Source organism: Methylobacterium sp. SyP6R, from assembly GCF_019216885.1.
GTDB lineage: Bacteria > Pseudomonadota > Alphaproteobacteria > Rhizobiales > Beijerinckiaceae > Methylobacterium.
The window spans coordinates 593100-616531 of sequence record NZ_JAAQRC020000002.1; the positions used below are offsets into that span (position 1 = coordinate 593100).

Sequence of the window (23432 nt, forward strand, 5' to 3'; positions counted from 1 at the left end):
CACGGCCCACGACACAGCAATTTGCCAGGGTGCGAGAGCGACGCCCGGGCGCAGCCTGCCATGTCGTATCCTATGTGACCAGGGCACCCGGTCAGGAGGCCCGGACGTACTCGAAGCTCGGCCCCACGGTCAGTCCTCTCCCGTCGCCGACCGGGGTCGTCATCAGCCGGGTGGCGGTGACCTTGAGGTTGTACATCACCCCCATCGCGTCGTTGATCGCGTCGGGCCGGCCGTTGAAGGCCGTGTGCAGGACGTTCAGCAGGCTGCTGTAGCCGGTGGCGAAGGCCAGGATCCGCTCGTGCGCCTGGGTGCCCGGGGCGAAATCGGCGATCTTGCAGTCCGGTTTGAGCGGAAAGACTCCGGTCTCGTCGAAGGGCACCGGTGCGCCCGCCCAGGCATAGCCGGTGTCGGTCGCGACGATCTCGCGCCCATGCACGATCTCGCCGAAGCGGTAGTAATGGGCCGGCTCGCCCGGTGCGTCGAACGGATTGGTGGCCGTGCCCTCGCCCTGCTCGACGATCAGGTCGATTCCCGCATCGGCCGAGGTGAGGTCGACGATCGGGAACAGCTCCGCGCCGGGGAACCACGACAGGACCTGCTGGTCCGGACCGACGACGAAGATGGTCTTGCCGGACGTCGCGACCAGTTCTTTCAGCTTTTCCTTCAATGCGGCGTAGAACTCGCCGATCGTCCCATAGGTCGGGACGGCGGCGAGCCCCGCCTCCTGGACCGGGATCGGATGCTCCGGTTCCTCGATCTTCATGAAGACTCGCGCCACCAGGTCCTTCGAGAAGGCGCGGATGCCGACGGTGAAGTCCTTGCCGCCGATCGACATCGGCAGCGGGCCTGGATAGACCGGGATGAAGTCCGGCCGGTTGATCGCCGGACGGCCCCCGATCGCGATCAGGATGTTCGAGGCGATGCACATGTGCAGCATCTCCTCGACCACGATCGAGCGGATGAGCTCGGCGATGCGCCGGTTCTTCCCCTCCGCCAGGGAGAACATCGCGGTGAGGTAGGGCGGGATCGTGCTGTGCTCGAGCTGGATCGCCCGCTGCAGGAGGTCGTGGAGATCCGTCGGCGCCGCCGCCGCCCGGACCCGCTCGATGAAATGACGCTCGATCCGGATCATGACATCATCTCCGCACGCTTCCGCGCCGCCATTTCCAGGAGCACCGCGGTCTTGCCCCGGGCCTGGGTCGGATGCAGGTCGAGGGCGACCGGCGGCAGGACCGCCAGGGGTTCGGACCGGGACGGTGCCGTGCCCGGGCTGCCCTTGAGCGGCTTCCCGTCCGGGCCGGGCCGGCGCATCCAGGCGAGGATCAGCGCCCGCGCGCCGTCCGACAGGTCGCGGGTCACCGGCATGTGGTTCGGGTCGGGGGTCGGCAGGGAGAAGGCGAATTCGAGCAGGCGCAGGTTGTCCACCACCGTGTCGTAATCGTCGATCCGGAACAGCCGCTTGCTCATGATCGGGTAGAGGTTGGCGTATTGCTGCATGATCGGCTGGACGTCGCGGAACCAGGTCGGTGCGGCCGGCATCGCGACCGGGCTGAAGAGCAGCACGCTGATGAAGTTGAACGGGTCGGCGGCATTGGCGGCGGGCGTGCCGGGCAGGGCGTAGCCGATCCCGTAGAGCTGGCCGTCGATGTAGCCGCGCGGGGAGGCGGGTGTGAGGTGTCCGCCCGTCAGGTGCAGCACCGCCCGCCCGTCCGCACCGGACTCGACCGGCTCGCGGAACGTGACCTGGTTCGGCGGGTTCGCGACCGTCGGAGCCTGGCCCGTTCCGTCTCCCGTCATGCCGAGGGTCCCGATCGTGTCGGCGAGCGTGATCGTCGTGGCGAGCGGGCGCCCGTAGCGGCTGGCGTAGAGCGCGACCTCCCGCGTCGCCCCGGGCTCGAGCCGCACCACCGGGACGTCGGCCTGGACGTAGAGGCCGCCCTGGGTCTCCTGCGCCAGCACGGCGAAGCCGCCGCCGGCCTTCGGCCTCACGAGCAGCAGGGGCCGCTCGCCGATCGCGGCGGGCCAGGGCTCCGGCGCGAAGGCCTGGATGCCGGCCCCGTCCCGGTACCAGCCGGGCGTCCGGTACCCGACCTCGCCGAGGAGGGTGATCCCGGCCGCGTCGATCTCCTGCACGACCGTGTCGGTCTGCGCCTGCGGAACCGCCAGGTAGAGCGGGCCGAGATCGGCCGGTTCGCCCTCCGCATCGGTGATCGGCAGGCAATTGCCGAAATCCGCCGTCACCTCCTTGCGGCCCTCGTCGACCGTGGCGGCGAACTGGCCGACTTTTCCGCCCGATGGCGGTGGGACGAGATGGCGCCCCATGACGAAGTGCCGGGGTTCGCCCGCGAGGGCGGGGCCGATGGCGCCCGCCACCGTCGCGTAGGTGTAGCGCGGGCTGGCGGGGTCGCGGCCGTAGCCGAACAGGTTCATGGTGACGGCGAGCCGGTCCGCCTCGGAGCGTGCGCGGAGTGCCGTGAGCACGGGCGAGCCGTGCGTATCGCCCCAGCGCAGGCCGGTCAGGACCGACCGGTAGGCGGCGGCGAGCACCTGGTCGCTCGGCAGGTCCTTGTGCAGCTGCCGGGGCCAGAGATCGAAGAAGGACGCCGGGGCGTAGTCGCCGACGAAGACGTCGCCGTCAGCCGCATCGGCGAGGCGCAGCTGCAGGCCCCAGATCTCGGAGCACATCTGCTGCTGGGGATCGAGATCGACGAGCTTGCCCGGCACCCGGTCGTTCGCGTTGCCGAGCGCCATGCCGATCACCGGATCCCCGCCCGGGCCGACGGCCCGGCCCCCCGGCAGCACCGCCCCGGTGATCCGGCACCCGACGAGCCGGAAGACGCCGGTCCCTTCCGGATTCCAGCCGCCGCCCCCCGCCATCGTCTGGTCCTGTTCGGTAAAGGACGCGATGTCGTAGTTTTGGACGACGTTGTTGATCGTCGATACGTCGATCTGGATGCGTCCGTAGAAGCTCAAGCGTGGGAGATCGAGGTAGCTCACGGCTTCTTCTCCTCCGGCGAGGCCGGCATCCGCGGCGGCGTGGTGAAATCGGTCCATTGGGGCGGCCGGGTCGATTGCGTCAGCTTGCGGCCGGGGCAATCGGTCGAGAACAGGCAGCACCATTCGGGCTGCGCCGGGCACATCCGCGCGACCTGGGCCCAGGTGGCTTCGGGGTCGGGACGCTGCATGCGGAAGTTCGTGTAGTTCTGGCTCACGATCGGCGCGTTCGGCGGATCGGTCGGCACGCCCGAGAAGTAGAAGGATTGCGGGTGGCGATACGGCGCTGCCGCGGTGTCGACCGCGTCCGGCGTCGCCGCCTTGTCGAAGGCGTAGCCGAACAGGATGTTGAGCTTACCCCCGACCCGGTACGAATAAGCCTGCAGCGAATCGCCGACATGCCGGCTCTCGGCGGCGTTGTAGGGCAGGTGCTTGATGAAATCGACCCGCGGCGGGTGGTTCTTGAGCGAGAACTGGCAGCATTGCGGCGTTTCCGGCGGCCGGTCGGCGTAGCGCAGGAAGTACGCCTTGTTGCCGAGCGAGACGAACGCGCAGGAAAACTTGTTGTCGAACGGGAAGATGGGCAGGCAGCGCTTGTCGTAATATTCCATCATCGCGCCGGTCCCGTCCTTGTCGGCCGGGACGTAGGTCGAGTCGTAGTAGCTGGTGCCGTAGGAGACTTCGTAATCGCCGGGCGTCAGGCCGGCCGGCGGGTTGGCGTAGGGCGGCGGGAAGGCGTCGAAATTGTTGAACACGCGGTACATGGTCCAGCCGCTCGTCCACCAGGCCGGATAGGCGGGATCGGTGGGCTCCCCCGCACCGCGTCGGTACACGCAGCTTTCCGGCGGGTCGCAATCCTTGTCGTTGTGGACGCCCCCGGTGGCATAGACGTGCCGGCTGGCGGCATCCTCCGCCTCGGATGCGTGCGACGGCAACGAGGTCGAGGCCAGCGCTACAGCCGATATGATCGTATGAATGCGTAATATATTACGCAAATACCGTCGAATCCGAGAATTTCTAGATTTTATATTATCGAACGATATCATGTTTCGTCCTCCCGCATGGCGTAAGCATGTTTTTATGTGTGATATTTTATGAATAAAAACTCGAATTTTCACCAGTGAAAAAATAGAATCAATTTCTAGATGCATGTTACGCGGCGTTCTAGTGTCCGGCAAGCGGCAATGGCACCCATCTATGGCGCCGACGATTTGCGCAACGGCCGAGAGCCGGGCGGCAATGCCAGCCGTGCCGCCGGCCGGGTCGCATCCGGGCCTGAAGGGCGCGACCCTGGCTCGTCCGGGCGCCGGAGGCGCGCTCAACCGCCGCGGCAGCGCCGCCTCGCCAATATTCGTGGACCAATCATATTTTCAATTCGGTCCATGCATGATTGAATTACTTGTCTTTTTTTGAAATATAACAAAGAGATGTTTGTTTTGTCATTTCCAAGTCATCGTAATGTAAAAAATAACGGATGAATATTTTGTTATATTAAAAGAAGATTATATTAGACGTTCAAAAAATTATCTTGCGCCGGCAAATTTGATGATATTTATTAGTGGACTGATGTGCCGTGCGAGCACGTCTGCGCAGCATTGATCTCCAGGATGCCACATGGCCGGATCTGGCGAGGCGACGAGGATTCTCGTCGCGGGGGACATCGTCGACACGCAGCATCTCTACGAGACGGCGTGGTCGGGCCAGGGGCTCGTCGGGGCGCGCGCCGCCGAGTGCGTCGAGGAACCGGGCGGCGCCGAAGGGCTCCGAAAGCTTCTGCTGGCTGCCGTTCGGCAGCCCGATCGAAGCCTCGGTTACGAGGTGGACGCCGCGGAGACCCCGCGCCCGACGGGGTCGGTGCGCAGGACCCGGCGCCTCGTCGGCGCCTGGGCGCCGACACCCACCGCGACCGGGAGCAAGGAGCGGGTCTGGCGCGCCAGGCTGCGCCACGAGGCCGTCCTCAAGGGAGGCGACGAACCCGGCATCGGCGACGATCGCGGCCACGACCGGCCGCCCGATGCCGAGGCGGTCAAGACCCGGGCTCCCGCCGTCGTCGCGATCGACGATGCGAATCTCGGGTTTCGCAACCACGCGAAGCCGCGCTCCTGGTTTTCCGAGGGGGCTCCCCGCTGGATCGTGCTCAGGACCGTGGCGCCCCTTGCCCGCAACGATCTCTGGCAGGACCTGATCTGGGGCGACCGGGCGGGCCGCAGCGCGGACGGCCAGCTGCGCGAGGACCTGATCTGCGTCGTGTCGGCCGACGACCTGCGGCAGGAGCAGCAGAGCTCCATCAGTCGCGGGCTGTCGTGGGAGCGCACGCTCTCCGACCTGCACGCCGTGCTGTCGCAGGACCCGATCCTGGTGTCCCTGGCCCGCTGCCGCTACCTGGTCGTATGCTTCTCCGCCGACGCGGCCCTCGTGATCGCGCGGTCGCCCGACGGGCGGAGGACGGCGACGCTCGTGTTCGACCCGGTCGGCATCGAAGGGGACTGGTCGTCGGAGCGCGAGGGCGAGGTGCCGGGTCAGCTCACCTGCATGGCGGCCGCGGTGACCCTGTGGGCCGCGGCCGACGCGGCCGCCGAGGGGGCCGCGTCCGACCCGCTCGCCCGGTACGTCGAGGCGGGATTGCACGCGGTGCGCGACCTCGTCCACGCCGGGCACGGGGCCGTGACGCCGGGCCTGACGCCGGACGGCTTTCCCTTCGAGCGCCTCGCGGAGCTGCTGACGACGACGGAGACGACGAAGCACGGGAGCCAGGGGGCGCCCGCCGCGACGCTCGCCCACGTCGTGCTGCCCTGGCCGGACACGGGGCGCTTCGCACCGGGCTGGAGCCTCCTGCTCTCGTCGCAGACTCCGCCGGAGCAGGAAGAGCCGCCCTCCGTGCTCGGCCTCGCGCGGCTCCTCGTGACGCACGGCCCGGATCTGGCGCTCGCCGGGCAGCCCCGGGCGGTCTTCGGCAACCTGACGGCGTTGGACTGGCGCGAGATCGAATCCTTGCGCGGCATCCGCCGGCTGATGTCGCGGTTCGAGGCCGATCCGAAGCCTGACCGGCCGCTCTGCATCGGCATCTTCGGTCCCCCGGGGGCCGGCAAATCCTTCGGCGTGAAGGAGATCGCGAAGAAGATCCTCGGCGAGCGGGGGTGGATCACCTGCAACCTGTCCCAGATCGAGGACGCCGCCGACCTCGCCGGCCCCTTCCACCAGGCCCGCGACCTCGTGCTGAGCGGGATCACGCCGGTGGTCTTCCTGGACGAGTTCGACGCCAACGAGCTGCGCTGGCTGCAGCACCTCATCGCCCCGATGCAGGACGGCGTCTTCCAGGACGGGCATCGCAGCCACGCGGTCGGCAAGGTCGTGCTCGTCTTCGCCGGCGGCACGAGCCCGTCCTTCCGGCTGTTCAGCGAGGGCCGCAGCGTCGACACGGACAAGACGTTCAAGGCACGCAAGGGCCCCGACTTCGTGAGCCGGCTCGATGCCACTCTCGACGTGATGGGCCCGAACCCGCGCGAGGATAACGAGGACGACCGGACCTTCCCCCTCCGGCGCGCCCAGCTCCTGCGCCACTTCCTGGCCCCGTCATCGACCGCAACCCTCGACATCGACGCGGACCTGCTGACGGCCCTGCTGCTGGCTCCCCGCTACCGGCACGGCTCCCGGTCGCTGGAGAAGCTCGCCAAGGCGCTGAGGGGCCGACCCGGGGAGCCGATCCGGTGCTCCGCCCTGCCCCCGCCCGAGATCCTGGATCTGTCGGTCGACCGCGCGGCGTTCGAGGCGATCCTGGGGCGGAACGCGGCCTTCCGTGCCGCCGACGCGGTCACCCGCCAGGCCCGCCACATCCACGAGGCCTATCTGGCCCGCGCGGCGAGCGAGATCGCGAAGGCCGGCGAGGGGGAGCGACGGGACGCGGAGCGGAACTGGGCGGTCTCGCCCGAGATCCAATGCGCGTTCGACGACCTGCCCGCCTCCGTGCAGGAGGACAACGCCGCGGCAGCGCGGCGCACCATCGACGTGCTGGCGCTGATCGGCATGGGCGTGACCAAGCGGGGGCGCGAACGGCTCGAGCGCGTCGTGGGCGCCGAGGAGTTCAAGGCCCAGGTCGAGCATCACATGGAGCGGCTGGCGGAGGCCGAGCACGACGGGTGGATGGCCCACCGCCGCGCCCATGGCTGGGTCCGGGGGCCGACGCGCGACTACACCCTGAAGACGCATGACTGCCTCAAGCCCTACCAGGAATTGTCCGAGCACTACAAGGCACGGGACAGGATGATGGTGCTCGGCTTCCGCGACCGGATCGTGCGGGCCGGCTTCCACGTCGTGTGGCTCTGAATCCCCGGCCGGGTGGAGGTTGCCCGGCAGGAGCCGGCCCGGAGCATTGTCTGCGACGACCTTGAGATCGGGTCGTCTCAGACAATACAACAAAAACAAAGACCAAGAGCAGCGTCCGATTGCCATGCGAAAAGGTGGTGGTCGAGGCGCGGGAGGCAACGTAGACCCGGCATCTCGTCCGGCCGGTCGTCGCCGATGGAGCGCCATGATGGTGGGCAAGACGAGGAACGATTCCGCCTGGCACGCGCTGGATCGCTGGCCTTACGTTCCCCACTACCTGCAATCGACGCTGGACCACGAGCTGATCGCGCGGCACGGCGAGATGATCCTGTTCCGGGCCTTGAACATCGGCAGGGTGGTGGCCTTCGTCGGCTCGGGCGTCTCGATGAGCTACGGTCGGCTGAGCTGGAGCGGTCTGGTCCGGTCGCTGGTCGAGCACGGCCTGGCCGAACGGGACACGAACGGGACGGCAGGCGAGACGGAGGCGGCCGGGCGCCTGCGCACGATCCTGCGGGAACTCGACATCCTGCAGCGCTCGGCCAGCAGCGACCTGCAGAGCGGGCGCTATCCGGCCGCGTTCCAGTTCTGCGAGCAGCTCGAGATCGCCAAGGATGGGGCGGCGGGCCGCGAGAAGTTCCGCCGGAAGGTCAAGCAGCTGCTCTTCGACGATACCGGGCATGCGACGCTCCTCATCGAGAAGCTGATGGACGACCTGGGCGCAAAGGCCCGGTCGCGGGACACCGCCGAGTCGCGGGAGGCCGCGATCGAGAGCTTCTTCTGGAATGACGATTAGCCGGATCGCGGGCTGCCGACGCGCGACCGCCTCTCCGCGCGGCCGCGATCGTCGTACCGGGACTGGCACCGCGACCTCGCGATCGAGCAGGTGAGCCGGGACGGCGACGAGGGGCGGGCGGAAAGCCTGCGGCGCGGGGACGATCGGTTCGATCTGAGGCTCCCCGAAGCGGCGGCGCGTCTCTACGGGACGTTGGCAGCCGGCCGGCCCGCGACCGGGAGGCTGCCGACCTACCGCTTCCTGGTCACGGCGCTGGCACGCCTGAAGTCCGATTTCGATTCGAAGCCCCGGGCCGTGATCGACGGCCTGAGGGCAGAAGCGTCCGAGAAAGGCGAACCGGAGTTGCGGACGCAATCCGTGCCGCCCGAGCGGGATCCGCTGGCGATCATCGCCGACAAGCTCCGGATCCGCCGGTTCATCACCACCAACTTCGACCTCGACATCGAGCAGCTGATCGCCCATCGCGGCTTCACGCGGGAACGCGACCAGGGCGCCGCTGCGCCGGGCCAGGAACCGGCGCTCTACGAGACGACCAATCCGTTCGGCGCGACCGCGGCCGACACGGTGTTCCGGACGGAACGGGCCGCCGACCTGATCAACTTCACGGTCGACGACGCGACCAACGCGTTCAGCCTGATCCATCTCCACGGACGGGCCGCCGAGGGCGACGAACTGGTCGTCACGGAGCGCGACTACCTCGACCTCTACCTCCGGCGCGGGAAGGAGGGCGAGGTGGTGGCGGACGCCCTCGACATCGGCTTCGGGTCCAACCCGCTGTTGTTCGTCGGCAACGGCATGGGCGAGGACGACATCCTGCGTCCCCTGCGCCAGTTCGTCTCCGAGCGGTCGAGCAGCACCGATCGCCAGGTGGTCGCGCTGTTGCCGGCGATGAACAGCAAGGCCCGGCAGATCGAGGAGGTCATCGCGATCTACAGCCGCTACGGCGCCCACACGGTGCATTTCGGCTTCGCCGAGATCGAGCGGCCACCCAGCAAGCAGCCGGTCACGGTCCGCTGGCTCCAGCTGACCATCTCCATGGCGCACGGCCTCAAGCCGTTCTTCACCACCTTGGCGGCATGGCTGGAGGTGAAAAGAGAACGCCGCAAACGGAGGTTGCGAGAGAAAAAACTGCAAGAAAGCCTCCGAAAGAAGGTGGAAAATCACGAAAAAATCGACCATGAATCGATCAATATCAAATTAAAAATCAAACATAAAAAGAAAGACGAAATAAATAAGAGCTCAAATTTTGACGACCAATATCGTAATTTCATCGCGAGCCTGCAATCGGCAGCGGCTGGAAAAAACAAGGACGAAACAAATCATACGATTTCCGTATGATTCGATCAGCTTAGCTGTGAACTGACGGGTGTGCTGGCGCATTGGTCGGTCATGCTGTTTGTCGAAGGAGGCGGCGATGGCTGGCCCGGTGGCCCACCTGAGCGTGTCGGAGTTGGCGGAGCGCTTCACGGCCTGCCGTGACGCGCGCACCGCCCGCCAGACCCAGGCGATCTGGCTTCTGGCCAAGGGCCACAGTTTCGCAGAAGCCGCCGCGGCGACCGCCTTCAGCGAACGCTGGGTGCGCCGTTTGTGCGAGCGCTACAACGCTGAGGGGGTCGAGGCGCTGGGTGATCGGCGCCGCCACAACGGGGCCGCGGCCAGCCTCCTGACGCCAGATGTCCTCGAGCGATTGCGTCAGCGCCTGGCCGAGCCGCCGCCGGACGGGGGCGTGTGGACGAGCCGCACGGTGGCGGACGTCCTGGCCCAGGACCTGGGGCGCGAGCAGGTGGCGGTGCAGCGCGGCTGGGAGGCGCTCAAGGCGCTGGGCTGGTCGCTGCAACGGCCGCGCCCGCGCAACCCGCGCGCGGCCACGCCCGAGGCTGCGCAGGCTTTTAAAAAAAGTTGGCGCAGGCCGTCGACGAGGAGGAGGCCCGTGAGCCGCGCCTGCCGGTCGTCGTCTACGCGATGGACGAGCACCGCCTCGGCCTGAAGCCGGTCACGCGACGGGTCTGGGCGCCGGCGGGAGAGCGGCCGGTGGCGCTGGGCCAGCATCGCTTCAAGTGGCTGCACGTCACCGCCTTCGTGGCGCCGGCCATGGGCGAGACGGTGTGGTACCTCTCCAACGGCCTGTCCAAGCCGTTCTTCGAGCGACTCTTGGCCGACTTCGCGCGCGAGGTCGGAGCCGGCACGCGCTGCCGGGCGGTGGTGATGCTCGACAATGCCGGCTGGCACACGCAGCCCAATCTAAGCGTGCCCGAGGGTGTGCGGCTCGTCTACCTGCCGCCCTATACGCCCGAACTGCAGCCGGCCGAGACGTTGTGGCCGCTGGTCGATGAGCCGGTGGTCAACCGGTACATCGCCAACCTGGATGAGTTGGAACGCGTGGTCGAGCAGCGGTGCGCGACCTTAAGCGAACAGCCCGGCCTCATCAGCTCACGCACAAGCTTCCACTGGCTGCCCAAAACCGCAAAGCCAAAGCCCAAGCTGGCCTAATCAACCGGAAAGCGTATCACTGGTTCGATCTTCTCGTCGACCCGTTCGGAGAGGGCGTGTCGTTCCATCGGGTGATCGCGATCGACGGCGTCGCCCAGCCCGCCCCGGATTGCGGCCACGCAGCGGACGACGCTCTCTCGTCCCGCGTCGAGCAGGACGTGCTGATCGCCGCCTGGACGACGCTGCGCGAGATCCTGAAGCGTGTGACGGGTGACGGCATCGCGTCGTTGGCACCTGCGCCGCCCGGCGAAACCGCGAGGTGTATCGACGCGGCCACCAACGACGCGCGGACACGCGACGCGCTGCATCGCGTCGCGCTCGCCTACGCGGCGGCGCTCGACGGGATTCCCGATGCGCTGGTGAGTCTCAGCCTCTGCGCCAAGCTCAACGCGCTCCATCGCGGCTGGATGGATTGGAAGGAGGCGTGGCACGCCTTGCCGACGCCGCGTCTGCTGGGAGGCCCCTACACGCCGTCCGCGGCGGGCACGAGCCATGCGTGGTCGCTCTACGAGTGGCACCCGGTCGCCCTGCGGCAGCACCCAGCCTCCCGGCCGGACTATCGGCGCGAGCCCGCACCGGAGAGCGACCGCTTCTTCGCCGGCGGTCCCTCGCAGATGTTCGAAACCCTGTTCGGCGCCTTGCGGGCGGCCCGGGACGACGAGGCTTCGGCCCTGAGCCGGAACCGTCGCGCCGCGGGACGCCGCCTCTTCCTCTTCCTCGGCACGCGCGGGGTCGGCAAGGGCCACTTCTTCGAGGCACTCCGGGCGCCCGGGCGGCTCGCGGAATTCCAGAGGGCATCCTGGCCCCGGGGAGAGGCGCCGCGATACGACGCCGTGCTGATGATCAACCTGAGCTTCTCGACCGAGGTCATGTCGGCCTTCGACCGGCTCTGCAACGTGCTCGACTTCTGCGCCAAGCGCGTCTTCGAGGAGAAGCCGGAGGTGGCGGCGCGCATCCACGAGGCGGGTTGCTCCCTGTCGCGCGACCGCATCGGCCGCCTGACCCGGGTGCTGGAACTGTACGACGAGTTCCACCGCGATGCCTCGGGCCGCGTGCTCGTGGCCATCAACGCCTTCCACGTCCTGTTCAACCAGGGCGGCCTGCCGAAGAACGGCCAGGCCGCCCGCCTGCTGGAGGCTCTCCTGTCGCGCCGGTCCGCCCGCGCGCCGATCGACCTCCTGCTGGTCTGCAGCGGGCGCGGGTTCCCGAAGATGTTTCGGCAGAAGAACGACGACGACCCGCGGCCGTTCTGCGCCGTCGAGCCGATCGCGCTGGAGCACCTCGTCCGCCCCGGGATCAGCGAGCGGGGCCGCCGCACCCTGGACGCGACGGTGGTGGAGCACAGGGTGCTGATCGACAGCGGCCCGACGGTGTCGGGGCGGGCACGCCGGAAGGTCGCGTCCCGGTTCGACGCGTTCGCGGAGAGGCCCGCCGCGTTCTTCCACGTCCTGCACCGGGCGCGGGCATCGCTGATCATCGCCGCCTACTTTCCCCTGACGGCCCTGGCATTGGCCATGAACCCCGGATGCCTGGCGGAGGGACGGGCGCCGCCGCGCTCGAACCCCATCATGGTTCCTGGCTTCAGGGACCGCCGACGGGTTCATCAGGCCATGATGGAGAGTGTCGAGAGCTGGACGGCGGAACAGAGAAACGGAGATCCGACCTCCGCGCAAAACGCGCAAAAGATGAGGCGCACCATTCCGCGGCTCATGATTTACCTGGCGCAGTACGCCGTTGCCGGAGATGATTGGTCTCCTGCAAATGTGTCTGATTACGTGATATCAAAATTCAAAGAAGAAGAAATTTACGCCGAAAACAAAAGGGGGGCCAAAAAATTAGAGGACGATCTCGATAGCGATTTCAAGCATCTGTTCGACCTGTTCAGTCACAGTCGCCTCGCATTGTCCCTGGCCTGCTGCGCGGCCACGGAGGCGGCCTGGGATCAGGATGGCGACGGCGGCCGGTTCCGGCCGGCCCGGATCGTCGGCTGGTTCCAGGATGCCGCGCGCCAGCTTCTCGGGACGCCGCCGCAGCCGCGTGTCGAGCAGACGATCGGCTACGTGCTGCGATTCTATCGCAGCCGGCACGATGCGGCGATGCCGCTGCCCGCGCATTGCGGGATCGCGGCGGCCCTGAGGGCCTGCATCGGCGCCAAGGAACCGAGCGAGGGCTACGCCGCGCGCCTGGAGGCGCGGCTGCGCGGCCCCGGCGGCTGGGAGCTGCAGCAATTGCTGCTGTGGCATCTCGGCGTCTGCAATCACCCGGTCGAAGCCGACGTGCTGGCTGCGGCCCCGAAGATCGAGGAGGCGCTCGCGCGCTTCAAACCGGATGGATCGAAGGATTCAAGCCCGAAGGATCCAAGCCCGGATGCATGGTCGCGGCACAAGATCGCCCTGGTCAAGGCCGCCCTCGATCTCCTGGTGCATCGATGCCTGGTCTTCCGGCTGCGACCGGCCGTCGTCGATTCCGCGGACGCGTTCGTGATCGTCGACGGGCAGGAGGAGATCGCAGGGACCGATCCGGCGACGACGACGGTCGGGCCGGCGGGGACCGAGGGGGACTGGCGCTACGCGCTGCACCGCCTGGTGCAGCGGTCGATCTACCTCCAGCTCCACGCACCCTCGGTCGAGTTCCCGGATGTCGACCCCTACTCGCTGTCGGTCTACGGCACCCTGCCGAACGACCTGCCCCGGCCACGCGCCGAGGCGGTGGCGGATCTCGAGACGCTCGTCTCGACCTGGACGGGCTTCCCGAACGCCGTCGCAACCATCAACCAGCCCAACGCCTACCACGCCGCGCAAGGGAAGGCCCGCGACGCCCGGGAGGAGGCCCGCAGGGCCCAAGACGAGATCCGCAAGGCCCGCGAGGAGGCCCGGGACCCGGATCCCGCGAGCCTGCCCCCGGGCGGCTGCGACCGAGCCGCGCGCGCAGCCCGGACGCTCCCGGCCCGCATGCTCCGGGCTGCCTACGGGGTGATCCGCTCGGTCTACTCCGTCGGCGTCGTGTCGCGGTTCAACGACTTCACCGACCGGACCGGCCCGCCGGTCCCGACATCGGGATACATGGAACAGCATCGCCTACAGATCCGCTGGCTGATCAAGGAAGCGGTCGACCTGTCGGGCTACGCGCCGGCCCGCAGCGCAATCGGCGCGGGCGAACCCGCCTCCGTCCGGGCGGGCGACGGCGCTGCGCCCGACCCCATCCCCCCGGTCCACTCGGGCGAGAACCACCGCGAGGAGACCCGACGCTCCGACCCCATGCCGTTCTACGCCGAGGAGATCGTCTGGCTCTACAACGAGTGCGGCCTGCTGAGCCTGATCGAGGGCCGCCTCAACGACGCGAATGCGCTGTGCGACCGCGCCCTGGCGGCGGCGGCGCGGATCGAGCCGGAGGCCGAGCGCAGCCCGCTGCGCACGCGCGTGCGGCTCAACAAGGCGGTGGTGGACCTGGAACGCGGGCGGATCGCGGTCGCGCGGCACCAGCTCGGCCTCATCGTCCAGCGCACCGACGAGCACCCGGCGATCCGGCTGATCGCGGAGGGCTACAAAGGGGTCTGCGCGCACGTCAACGGAGACTTCTCGACCGCGAAGGCCCGGTACGGCGCCGTGATCGATGCGCTGCGCGACAGGGGCGACGCCCGCGGCGTGGCGATCTTCTCGCGCCACCTCGCCGATCTCCACCGGGCCTCCGGCGCCGCCGGCGCCGCGGAGGCCTACGCGGCGGTCGACCAGTCCATCGCCCATGCCCAGCGCAGCGGCCACGAGGATGTCCGGCAGCTCGCCCGGCTCGCCCGTGCCCGCATCGACATCAGCCAGTTGCCCACGACCCTGCGCGCCGACGGCATCCAGCGGGATCTCGACGACATCGAGCACTACGCCGAGGTGATGGGCATGCCCCGACTGGTCTGCGAGGTCGCCTTCGCGCGCGCCACCTTCCTGCTGGCCATCGGCGAGACCCGTCACGCCACGACGCTGGCGAGCCGCTGCCTTCAGGTCGCCACGATGTGCGACCTGAAGCTGAGGCAGGTGTCCGGCCTGGCGCTCCTCGCCCGCATCTACGAGAAGCGGGGGCATGCCGTGGCTGCCGGCGCGCTTTTCGCCCTGGCGCAAACCTTCGCCAACCTGTGCGATTACCGCAGCGCCGCCTTCATGATTTCGGACCACCGCGGGGTCGTGACCTGATGCGGGAGTATCGCCGCGGCATCGATGCGCCCGTATTGTCTGATCGTCTCCTGAATATCGAAATTCATATGGGGCGGACAACCATTGCCGATGAGAGCGACGTGGACGCGTCGCGAGCGCCTGCTTCCGAGACACGGCGATTCGCCGGTCCCGTCCAAGCTCGGATCGTCTACGAAAGGCCCGACGATCGAAGTCGATTCGGGGCGATAGCTCATTCCCTGTTGCGTACCATGAGAAATTGTGTTCATCTTCACAGGAAGTTGCGCACTACTGAGCAATAGTAGATCTTGAGTGGTCCTGGCAGAATTTTCGCGATCGATGTGAAGTGATCGATGCCAAGCAAACATCGCGTCGTCCGTTCGTCGCCATGGCTCGGCACAAGGGGTTCCAAAGCTTTCCTGATCGGGCACGGCGCCGATCTCCTCGTCCTCGCCATCGTCCATGGGCGGGAGGTCCGTCCCGGCTCCATGCAGGATGCGCCACCCTGAACGACAACGCTCCACGACAATGCTCGACGACAATGCTCTCTTGGGACGGGAGGTCCGATGATGGAACCGAGCGCGGAGACGGGAATGGACGGCGGCACCGTCGGCGGCGCGGGCGGGGCTGGCCGGCCCGATGCGGCGGCCGGTTCGCCGCGAGAGCAAGATGCGACGACCCGAGACACGACGATCGTGCGCGCGGCGATCCATCCCGGGATCGGCATTGCCCGGATCGGCGACAGCCGCGACGGCTGGTTCGTCGGGCCCGAGGTGGTCGAGCCGGAGCCGCAGCCGCCGTGCTTCTCCCGCGACGGGGCCGGCGACCTGAAGCGCCAGGCGGCGCGGTTCCGCGTCTACGGCTACAACGCGGCCGGCGAGGTCGTCCGCGAGCTGACGGCGGAGGACGCGGAGATCCGCTGGACGGTCCATCTCGCGAACGCGAAGGCGGCCTGGTACCGCTTCCTCATGGCCCTCGACATCCCGGAGGCCGCGGGCCTGAGGCCGCCGCGGCGCAATGCCGGGGTGCCGGTGCCGGAGCGCGGCGCCCTGGTGATCGATCCCGGCCCGCGCTCGATCGCCGGTATCGACGTGACGGGCGGTGCGGATCACGCCTTCGACACCGGCACCTTCGGGACGACCTCCGTCGACCTCGGCGAGCTGCGCACCGACGAGGCCGGCCGCCTGCTCGTGCTCGGGGGCCGCGGGCGCTCGGCCTCGCCCTCCGGCGCGCCGATCTTCACGCCCGGCGACGGCGGCAGCTTCGCGAATGCCGACGGCTGGTTCGACGACATCGCCGACGGTCCGGTCACCGCCGAGGTGCATGTCGACGGCCGCGCCGTCCCGACGACCGGCGCCTGGGTCGCGGTCGCGCCGCCGAACTACGCGCCCGACGTGATCGGCTGGCGGACCCTCTACGACCTGCTGGTGGAAACCTACATCGAGGCCGGCCTGCTGCCGCAGCCCGCGACCGTGTCCTTCCGCGACGACGTGCTGCCGCTGCTGCGGCGCCTCACCGGGCTGCAATGGGTCAACAAGGGCTTCGCCGAGATGTTCGGCAAGGGCGCCCCTTGGGACTTCTCCGACGACGCCCTCATCGCCAAGCTCGCCGCCAAGCCGCTCCGGCCGGGCGGGCAGGACGTCTACGGCGAGTTGCGCCGGCTGGTCCTCAATGCCTTCCGGCCGAGCGACACGCAGGCCGACGAGCCGCGGCTCTGGCCCTGGATCTACGGCGACGCGATCGATTTCCCGCGCCGGCAGACCCCGCGCAACGACGTCGCCCTCAGCCCGCTCCAGACCACGATCCTGACACGCTGGGTCGCGGGCGACTTCGAAAGCGACGTCGCGCCCGTCGCGCCGCCCCGCACCCTCGCGCAGGTGCCGCTGGCCGCCCAGCCCGCCATGCTCGATCGGGCCGCCCTGCATTTCTGCCTCGCCGACGCCTTCCATCCCGGCTGCGAGCTGACCTGGCCGATGCGCCATGCCAGCCTGTACGAGGCCCCGTTCCGCATCCGCCACCGGCCGGCCTCCGCTCCGGAGCCCGATTACGGGGACGTGCTGACGCCCGAGATCGCGCTCGGTCCGGACGGGCCCCTGCAGGCCCAGGGCCCCGGCGGCCTGACCCGCTGGATGGCGGTTCCCTGGCAGGCCGACACGGTGTCCTGCCTGTCCGGCTACGAGGATGAGTACGACCCCTTCCTGCCGACCTTCTGGCCCGCGCGCGTGCCGAACCACGTGCTCGCCCAAGCCGATTACGACATCGTCATGGATGCGTCCCGGCCGCGGGAGGAGCGGATCGCCGCCTATCGGAACCGCCAGGACTGGTTCCGCGGCTTCCCGCGGCAGGCCGTCCCGCGCATGACCGAGATGGTCGAGGTCTTCGCCAAGCTCGGCATCGTCGAGACGCGGAACGGCATCGCGAACGACCCCGATTTCCCCGCCACCATGCTGGTCGAGTCGAAGCGGCATCCGCCCCTCGACGCTCCCCGGGCGGCCGGGCTCGCGCCGGCCGGGGCCGCGCCGCCCTCGCCCGGCCGCGGCCAGATCGCCGATTGGGAGCCCGAGGAGCGGGAGGCATTCCGCGGGGCGATATGGCCGCGCTCGTGACCGGGGGCGGGGTCGCCTTGGACGAGGGCGCCTTGGACGAGGGCGAATGGGACGCGATCGTCGTCGGGGCGGGGCCGGCCGGCTCGACCGCGGCGCACGGTCTCGCGCGGGGCGGCTGGCGGGTGCTCCTGCTCGACCGTCCCGCATCCGGCCCGACGATCGGCGAGGCTTTGCCGGCGGCGGCGGGCCGCCTGCTCGCCGCCTGCGGCCTGCCGCTTCCGAATCCCGCCGGCGGCCACCGGCCGCTGGCCGGGACGCTCTCGGCCTGGGGCTCCGACGCGCTCGAGGCGACGGACTTCCTGCGCGATCCCGACGGGCCGGGCTGGCTGCTCGATCGCGCCCGCTTCGATGCCGACCTCCGCGCCGCCGCGCGGGAGGCCGGCGCCGTCCTGCACCCCGCGCGCCTGCGCGCCGTCGAGCGCCGGGACGGGGTCTGGCGCGTGAGCACCGATGACGGCGCGGTCCTCGGCGCGGCGTGGCTCGTCGATGCGACCGGACGGTCGGCCGCCTTGGCCCGCCGCCTCGGCGCCCGGCGGCGGCGCGACGACGCGCAGATCGCGGTGTTCGGCATCGGAGCGGGCGAGGGCGCGACCCACCTCGCGCGGACGCTGGTGGAGGCACGGCCGGAGGGCTGGTGGTACGCGGCGCGCCTGCCCGCGGGCGGCCTGCTCGCCTCGTGCCAGGTCGAGGCCGCCGATGCGAGGCGGATGCTGCGATCACCCCGTCTCTGGCGCGAGGCCCTCGCGGCGACGCGCCATCTCGGCCCGGCCCTGGCGGAGGTCGCCTTTCCCGACCGGCTTCGCGCCGTCGAAGCCGGATCGGCCTGGTCGAGCCGCCTCTGCGGCGAGCGCTGGATCGCCTGCGGCGACGCCGCCCTCGCCTTCGATCCGATCTCGGGCCAGGGCCTGTTCTCGGCCCTGCACGGGGGGATGCTCGCGGCGCGGGCCTTGCTCGCCCCCGGGGCGGGAGACGCGGCGACGCTGCGGGCCTATGTCGACCGCCACGCGACGATCCGCGCCGCCTACCGCCAGCGGCTCGGCCTCGCCCATGACGCGGAGCGGCGCTGGCCCGACGCGCCCTACTGGGCCCGCCGGACCGGCCGCGAGGAGCGTGCCGCCTGAGGCGGCATGCGCGGAGGTCTCCGAGCGGATGTCTACAAGTCGAGCTTGTCCTCCGCGATGACGGATTCGTCGAAGCCGGTCGTGCGCGTGACCCGCACCGTCGCCGACCTGGCACCGGGAAACTGGTTGCGGTCGAACTCCACCTTCGGCGTCGGGCGGCCGATGGCGATGGTGGTCCAGGGCGCGCCGGTATCCGGCTTCACGTCGACGGAATAGGTCACGCCGGGCGTCGCCGCGATGCCGTCGAGTTCCTTGACCGAGAGCGGCCGCCGTGTCGAGTCGGGGCTCCCGGGCGGGCCCAGGCCGAGGGTCGCCGTCCGCGGCGCTGCCGGCGCGGCACCGGCATCGTAGCGGCTGACTTCCTTGTCCCCGACGAGGAGCGCGACCGAACTCATGTCCTTGATCTTGGGCACATCGGCCTGGATCAGGCCCGTGTCGCTCGGCTGCCCATGCTCGCACGAGGAGCGCCGTACCACGGCCGCCTGCTCGTGGAGCGTCTTGCCCGTGCTGTCGCGGACGACGAGCACGACGCCGGGATCGGGCTCGGCGTCGGAGAAGAGGGTCGAGGTCGCCGGGTTGACGTAGAGGATCTTGCCCTGTGCCGCCTTGGTGTCGACGGTCGCGACGACGTGGACGTAGTCGCCGGTCTTGAGTTCGGGTTTCATGGAACCACTCTCCCATTCAGGCGACGGCCGGGACGAGCGCGTCCTCGGCGATCAGGCGGGTCAGGATCGCCTGGTACGTATAGGCTGACAGCCACTGGTTGTCGGCGTAGGTCATGACGTCGTGGTACACGTTGCCCGGCAGCGCCTGCATCGGTGCCGGCAGGGCCTGGTCTCCCGTATCGAGGCCGACGAACCGGCCGTCCGGCGTGCTGATGAACCCATCGGCATAGGGAAAGCTGGTGTCGCTGGCGTCCTGAGCGTCCTTCGGGAAGCCCGGATGGTAACGGCCGAAGGTGTGGCCGAGTTCATGCGCGCCGTACCAATCCGCGTAGGACAGATCATGATCTCCGGCAAAGCCCCCCGGGCCGGGCGTGCCGCAAGGACCGCTCGCGACCGTGTCGGGCTGGGCCGAGGACGGGATGGCGAAGGCCTTGCCGCGCATGAAGTGATCCCCTCCGTTGTCGGAGACGAGACCGAAATAATGCGTGCGTGGGTCGACGCCGTTGCTGACCTCGCGGCTGCGCAGGGCCGCGATCTGCGCGTTGGCGAGGTCGACCGTGCTGTCGTCGAAGGGCGAGGCGAAGTCCGCATCGACCACGACCTGCGACCATTCGAGCGCGGCGACCGGATAGGCCCGGCCGAGATAGGACCGAAGATAGTTGAAGTGCACGGCATCGGGCGCCACGGTCTTCGTGCCGATCTTGTAGCGCAGGCCGATCACCCGGATCCGCAGCGGCGGCGCCGCGGTGAAGCTGACGGTGCAGGTATCGGGCGCGCCGACCGGGAGATCGGAGCCCGCCGGCGTATAGACCCGCGACAGGCGCAGCTGCAATTGTCCGGCACCGATCGCCTGAGGCGGCAATCGGAAGTTCAGGCTCTGGCTCAGGTCCGTACGCTGGTTCTGGACGCCGCCATCCTTGGCCGGGTCGAGCCGGACCGTATTCATGGCCGGCAGATACGCCTCGGCGCCGCCCTCGTGGCTCCAGGCGAGCTCGGCCGTCACGTTGCCCGCCTTGGCGACCGTCGCGGCATCGAGATAGAGCCGGGCGATCGTCGCCTTGTCGGCAACGAGCGTGACGCTGTTGGCGAGATCCTGAATACATTGCGAGATTTCGATCCCGCGCACTCCGATCGAGGCGGCGGGACCCGCGAGGGCGGGCGTCGGTGCCCGACGGAAGCGCGTGCGCTGAAATCCGACGAAGCGTCTCGAGGATTTAGCCATGATCTTTCCTCCCGTATTATTCTTGGACTCGCGGCGAAATTTTTTGATATTTGACTTAATTATTGGCTATCATTTATTCATAGATTATTTGATTTGGATCGATGTCATCCAGGCAATTGGAATGGATTTATGAAAATACAAAATGTTTGCGCGCGTCCTCGCGCATTCTCAATAGCATTGCGCATTGCGGCAAGTCAACGATGAATTCACGGCTTCCGGTTGCGTCTCGCTATCCGGTATCGACAATACGGGCTGAGAAAGATGCAGACGTCGCGGTTCCCGGGCATCGGCGCGCATTGTATGACTCCGTGTGAGATGTCGAACGAACGGTTCTTAAAGAAATATTTTTTCTGATTTCATGGTCGATATTAAAATATACCTGTCCAGTCTGACTTAACAGACCGCTAGAAGATGGAAAATGGCGACGCTGCGGGGCGCGATCGTGCTCTCAGTCCGCCCCGGTGCCGCCGCGTGCGGTCGTCCAGCTCGCGACCGGGCGCCGATCGATCGTGCTCATCTTGATTTATCTCAATGTCCCGGCGGGCGACCCGATCGAGGGTGAGCGTCCGTTCGCGGGATCCGGCCGAATCGATATCCGCTCTCGTCGTCGCGGGGCCGCGAAAGCGGAACCCGGGACCATCGCTGCCGACGGTGCCGGATGACGCGGCACGCCGTTCGCGCCGTCCCGGGGCGGCGGTGATGGATCCCGGGTTCTCGGCTCGGTCAAGCCCCGGGTTGACGACGACGGCGTCGAGACCGTCGTGCACATCAAGCGGGATCTCGGTGGAGTTCGGCAGGGCATCGATCACGTCGCACCCTACCCATGGGGGCCCATCATGGAATGTTGTCCGTCGATCGCATTCGTCGGTTCCGTCCGGGGGGCGGAGCAGCGTGCGTTGCTCGATGCGCTCGCGGCGCAGGGCGTGAGGCCCGCGATCGGGTCCGGCGCGCGCGATGCGGACGCCCTCGTGGGCTTCACGGCGATCGACGAGGCCGTCCTCGACGCCGTGCGGCGGATGGCCGAGGCCGGGGAGCGGCGGGTCATCGCCCTGTCCTGCCGCTGCGGAAAGCTCGACAGCGAGGCCCAGTGGCGCCTCCTGGCGGCCGGCGCGGCGGACGTGCTCGCCGGGCCTGCGGCGGAGGTCGCGATCCGCGTCCGGGCGCGGCTGGAGCGCTGGGCCTGCGTCGACGCCCTGATGGTCTCCCCCGCCGTGCGCCGGGCCGCGATCGGCGCGAGCCCCGCCTGGCGCAGGCTGCTGCGCGGCGTGGTCGAGGTGGCGCATTTCACCCAGGCGCCGGTGCTGCTCGTCGGCGAGAGCGGAACCGGCAAGGAGCTGGTGGGCCGCCTCGTCCACGACCTCAACGAGAGCGCCGAGCGCGGCGCCCTCGCGGTCGTCGACTGCACCACCATCGTGCCGGAACTCGCCGGCAGCGAGCTGTTCGGCCACGAGCGCGGCGCCTTCACGGGCGCGCATGCCGGCCGGGACGGCGCCTTCGCGACGGCGCAAGGCGGAACGCTGTTCCTCGACGAGGTGGGAGACCTGCCGCTCTCCCTCCAGGCCCAGCTCCTGCGCGTCGCGCAGGAGGGCACCTACAAGCGCGTCGGCAGCGACACCTGGCGCCACAGCCGCTTCCGCCTGGTCTCGGCGACGCATCGCGACCTGCCGGCGCGGATCGAGGCGGGCCAGTTCCGCCAGGATCTCTACTTCCGCATCGCCGGCTGGGTGTTCCGGGTGCCCCCCTTGCGCGAGCGCCGGGACGACATCCTGCCGCTCGCCCGGCATTTCCTGGCCCAGTTCCAGCCCGCGCTCGCCGGAACCGGCTTCGACCCCGCGGTCACCGAGCACCTCCTGACCCGCGCCTATCCGGGCAACGTGCGCGACCTGCGCCAGCTCATGGCGCGGATCAGCAGCCGCCATGTCGGCCCGGGACCGATCACCGTGGGGTCGCTGCCGCCGGACGAGCGCGCGAGCGAGGCGGGATTCGCCGCCGCCTTGCGCGAGGCGGGGTTCGAGGGCGCGATCGGGCAGGCCGTGGCGCTCGGGATCGGCCTCAAGGCGATCAGCCGGGTCGCCGCCGACACCGCCATGCGCATCGCCATGCAGCGGGAGAACGGGAACCTGCAGGCGGCGGCGCGCAGCTTGCGCGTCACCGACCGCGCCCTGCAGCTCCGTCGGGCGGCCTGGCGTGCCGGGGCACCGGGGCGCGGCTCAGCCCTCGGCACCCGCGAGGAGCCAGGGATCGCGCCGGACGGCGGGCGGGGGTGAGACGTGGCGCACCGGCGGCGCGGTGCGGCGCTGCGTCCGCTTGGCGAGAAGCCGTATCAGGTTGCCGCCGAGGACGGCGGCCTCGTCTGCGGGCGTGAGCTTGAGCGCCCGCACCTTGGCGAGCTCCAGGCCCGGATGCAGCCAGGGCCCGTCCGACCCGAACAGGATTTTCCGTGCGCCGGCGCGCCTCACCGCCTCCTCCAGGATGTCGAAGCGGCGCACGCCCGAGGTGTCGGCATGGATATTGGGGTGGCGCACCAGGTGATCGATGAGCCCGGATTGGGCGCGCCAATCGTCCGAGAAGCTGCCGAGATGGGGCAGGATGAAATCGACGTCCGGATAGGCACCCGCCACCAGCTCGGCCACGGCGATCTCGCCGACCGGATCGTACAGGACCGGGATGCGGAAGCGGCGGGCCGCCTCGCAGATCTCGCGCGACAGGCGCGCGTCGTAGCGGTGGGCCTTGATGCCCACGAAGCCGTAGCGCTCCACGGCGACGCGCACGAGGTCGAGGATGCGGCCGCTGTCGCGCGCCGCATGCACGAAGGCGAAGCCGAGGAGCCGGTCGGGCCGGCTCGCGACGATGCGCGCGACCTCGGCGTTGGCCTTCGCGTAATCGGAATGGAAGGCGGCGAAGACGACGGTGCGGTCGATGCCGGCCTCCGCCGCGCGCTGCAGGTGGCGGGTGATCGGGGCGGCGGTGTCCCAGGGTCCGGTCAGGCCGTCGCCCGTGCCCGCGTGGCAATGGCAGTCGATGATCATGGTCCACTCCCTGGGAATGTCCATGGGCG

The 23432-nt window shown here is 69.1% G+C and carries 17 protein-coding genes; 9 read left to right on the forward strand and 8 right to left on the reverse strand.

Annotated features, from left to right (window positions below):
- Positions 1-91 precede the first annotated feature (91 nt).
- The 3 genes from HBB12_RS32035 to HBB12_RS32045 are packed head-to-tail and all read right to left on the reverse strand — an operon-like array spanning position 92 to position 3929.
- Complete coding sequence (locus HBB12_RS32035; protein WP_236993119.1) at positions 92-1132, reverse strand: ferritin-like domain-containing protein; 1041 nt, start codon at positions 1130-1132, stop codon at positions 92-94.
- Positions 1129-2997: a hypothetical protein gene (locus HBB12_RS32040; protein WP_236993120.1), complete on the reverse strand. Its 1869-nt coding sequence runs from the start codon at positions 2995-2997 to the stop codon at positions 1129-1131. The genes HBB12_RS32035 and HBB12_RS32040 overlap by 4 nt, the downstream gene beginning before the upstream one ends.
- Positions 2994-3929, reverse strand: coding sequence for a hypothetical protein (locus HBB12_RS32045; protein WP_236993121.1), 936 nt, complete (start codon positions 3927-3929; stop codon positions 2994-2996). The genes HBB12_RS32040 and HBB12_RS32045 overlap by 4 nt, the downstream gene beginning before the upstream one ends.
- A 679-nt stretch (positions 3930-4608) precedes the next feature.
- Between HBB12_RS32045 and HBB12_RS32050 the strand changes: the two genes are divergently transcribed.
- The 6 genes from HBB12_RS32050 (at position 4609) to HBB12_RS32075 (ending at position 14781) form a co-directional block, all read left to right on the forward strand.
- On the forward strand, positions 4609-7317 hold the full coding sequence (locus tag HBB12_RS32050; protein ID WP_236993122.1) for a RyR domain-containing protein: 2709 nt from the start codon (positions 4609-4611) through the stop codon (positions 7315-7317).
- A 205-nt stretch (positions 7318-7522) separates the two neighbouring features.
- The gene (locus HBB12_RS32055; protein WP_236993123.1) at positions 7523-8110 is read left to right on the forward strand and encodes a hypothetical protein; all 588 of its coding nucleotides are present in this window, start codon (positions 7523-7525) and stop codon (positions 8108-8110) included.
- A 90-nt stretch (positions 8111-8200) separates the two neighbouring features.
- Positions 8201-9448 (forward strand): SIR2 family protein, encoded by a 1248-nt coding sequence (locus HBB12_RS32060; RefSeq protein WP_236993124.1) that lies wholly within the window; start codon positions 8201-8203, stop codon positions 9446-9448.
- Positions 9449-9524: 76 nt separating this feature from the next.
- Complete coding sequence (locus HBB12_RS32065; protein ID WP_236990882.1) at positions 9525-10097, forward strand: helix-turn-helix domain-containing protein; 573 nt, start codon at positions 9525-9527, stop codon at positions 10095-10097.
- Positions 10010-10600 carry an IS630 family transposase gene (locus HBB12_RS32070; protein ID WP_236993125.1) on the forward strand — a complete coding sequence of 197 codons (591 nt, stop codon included), beginning with the start codon at positions 10010-10012 and terminating at the stop codon, positions 10598-10600. The genes HBB12_RS32065 and HBB12_RS32070 overlap by 88 nt, the downstream gene beginning before the upstream one ends.
- Positions 10601-10656: 56 nt before the next feature.
- Positions 10657-14781, forward strand: coding sequence for a hypothetical protein (locus HBB12_RS32075; RefSeq protein WP_236993126.1), 4125 nt, complete (start codon positions 10657-10659; stop codon positions 14779-14781).
- Here HBB12_RS32075 and HBB12_RS32080 read toward each other — a convergent pair.
- Positions 14730-15224: a hypothetical protein gene (locus tag HBB12_RS32080; RefSeq protein WP_236993127.1), complete on the reverse strand. Its 495-nt coding sequence runs from the start codon at positions 15222-15224 to the stop codon at positions 14730-14732. The genes HBB12_RS32075 and HBB12_RS32080 overlap by 52 nt on opposite strands.
- A gap of 102 nt (positions 15225-15326) precedes the next feature.
- Between HBB12_RS32080 and HBB12_RS32085 the strand changes: the two genes are divergently transcribed.
- Together HBB12_RS32085 and HBB12_RS32090 are read left to right on the forward strand one after the other, a co-directional pair.
- A complete protein-coding gene (locus HBB12_RS32085; RefSeq protein ID WP_236993128.1) occupies positions 15327-17366 on the forward strand; it encodes a LodA/GoxA family CTQ-dependent oxidase in 2040 nt (679 codons plus the stop codon).
- Complete coding sequence (locus HBB12_RS32090) at positions 17351-18487, forward strand: NAD(P)/FAD-dependent oxidoreductase (RefSeq protein WP_236993129.1); 1137 nt, start codon at positions 17351-17353, stop codon at positions 18485-18487. Before HBB12_RS32085 ends, HBB12_RS32090 begins: the two co-directional genes overlap by 16 nt.
- Positions 18488-18519: 32 nt before the next feature.
- On the opposite strand, the gene HBB12_RS32095 is transcribed toward HBB12_RS32090, so the two are convergent.
- From HBB12_RS32095 to HBB12_RS32105, 3 genes are all read right to left on the reverse strand, one after another.
- Positions 18520-19152 (reverse strand): hypothetical protein, encoded by a 633-nt coding sequence (locus HBB12_RS32095; RefSeq protein WP_236993130.1) that lies wholly within the window; start codon positions 19150-19152, stop codon positions 18520-18522.
- A gap of 16 nt (positions 19153-19168) precedes the next feature.
- Positions 19169-20374, reverse strand: coding sequence for a hypothetical protein (locus tag HBB12_RS32100; RefSeq protein ID WP_236993131.1), 1206 nt, complete (start codon positions 20372-20374; stop codon positions 19169-19171).
- Between the two features lie 404 nt (positions 20375-20778).
- Positions 20779-21183: a hypothetical protein gene (locus HBB12_RS32105; protein ID WP_236993132.1), complete on the reverse strand. Its 405-nt coding sequence runs from the start codon at positions 21181-21183 to the stop codon at positions 20779-20781.
- An 87-nt stretch (positions 21184-21270) separates the two neighbouring features.
- Here HBB12_RS32105 and HBB12_RS32110 point away from each other — a divergent pair, with 87 nt between their 5' ends.
- Entirely contained in the window at positions 21271-22641 is a 1371-nt protein-coding gene (locus tag HBB12_RS32110; protein ID WP_236993133.1) for a sigma 54-interacting transcriptional regulator, read from the forward strand.
- Here HBB12_RS32110 and HBB12_RS32115 read toward each other — a convergent pair.
- Positions 22585-23403: an amidohydrolase family protein gene (locus HBB12_RS32115; protein WP_236993134.1), complete on the reverse strand. Its 819-nt coding sequence runs from the start codon at positions 23401-23403 to the stop codon at positions 22585-22587. The genes HBB12_RS32110 and HBB12_RS32115 overlap by 57 nt on opposite strands.
- Positions 23404-23432 lie beyond the last annotated feature (29 nt).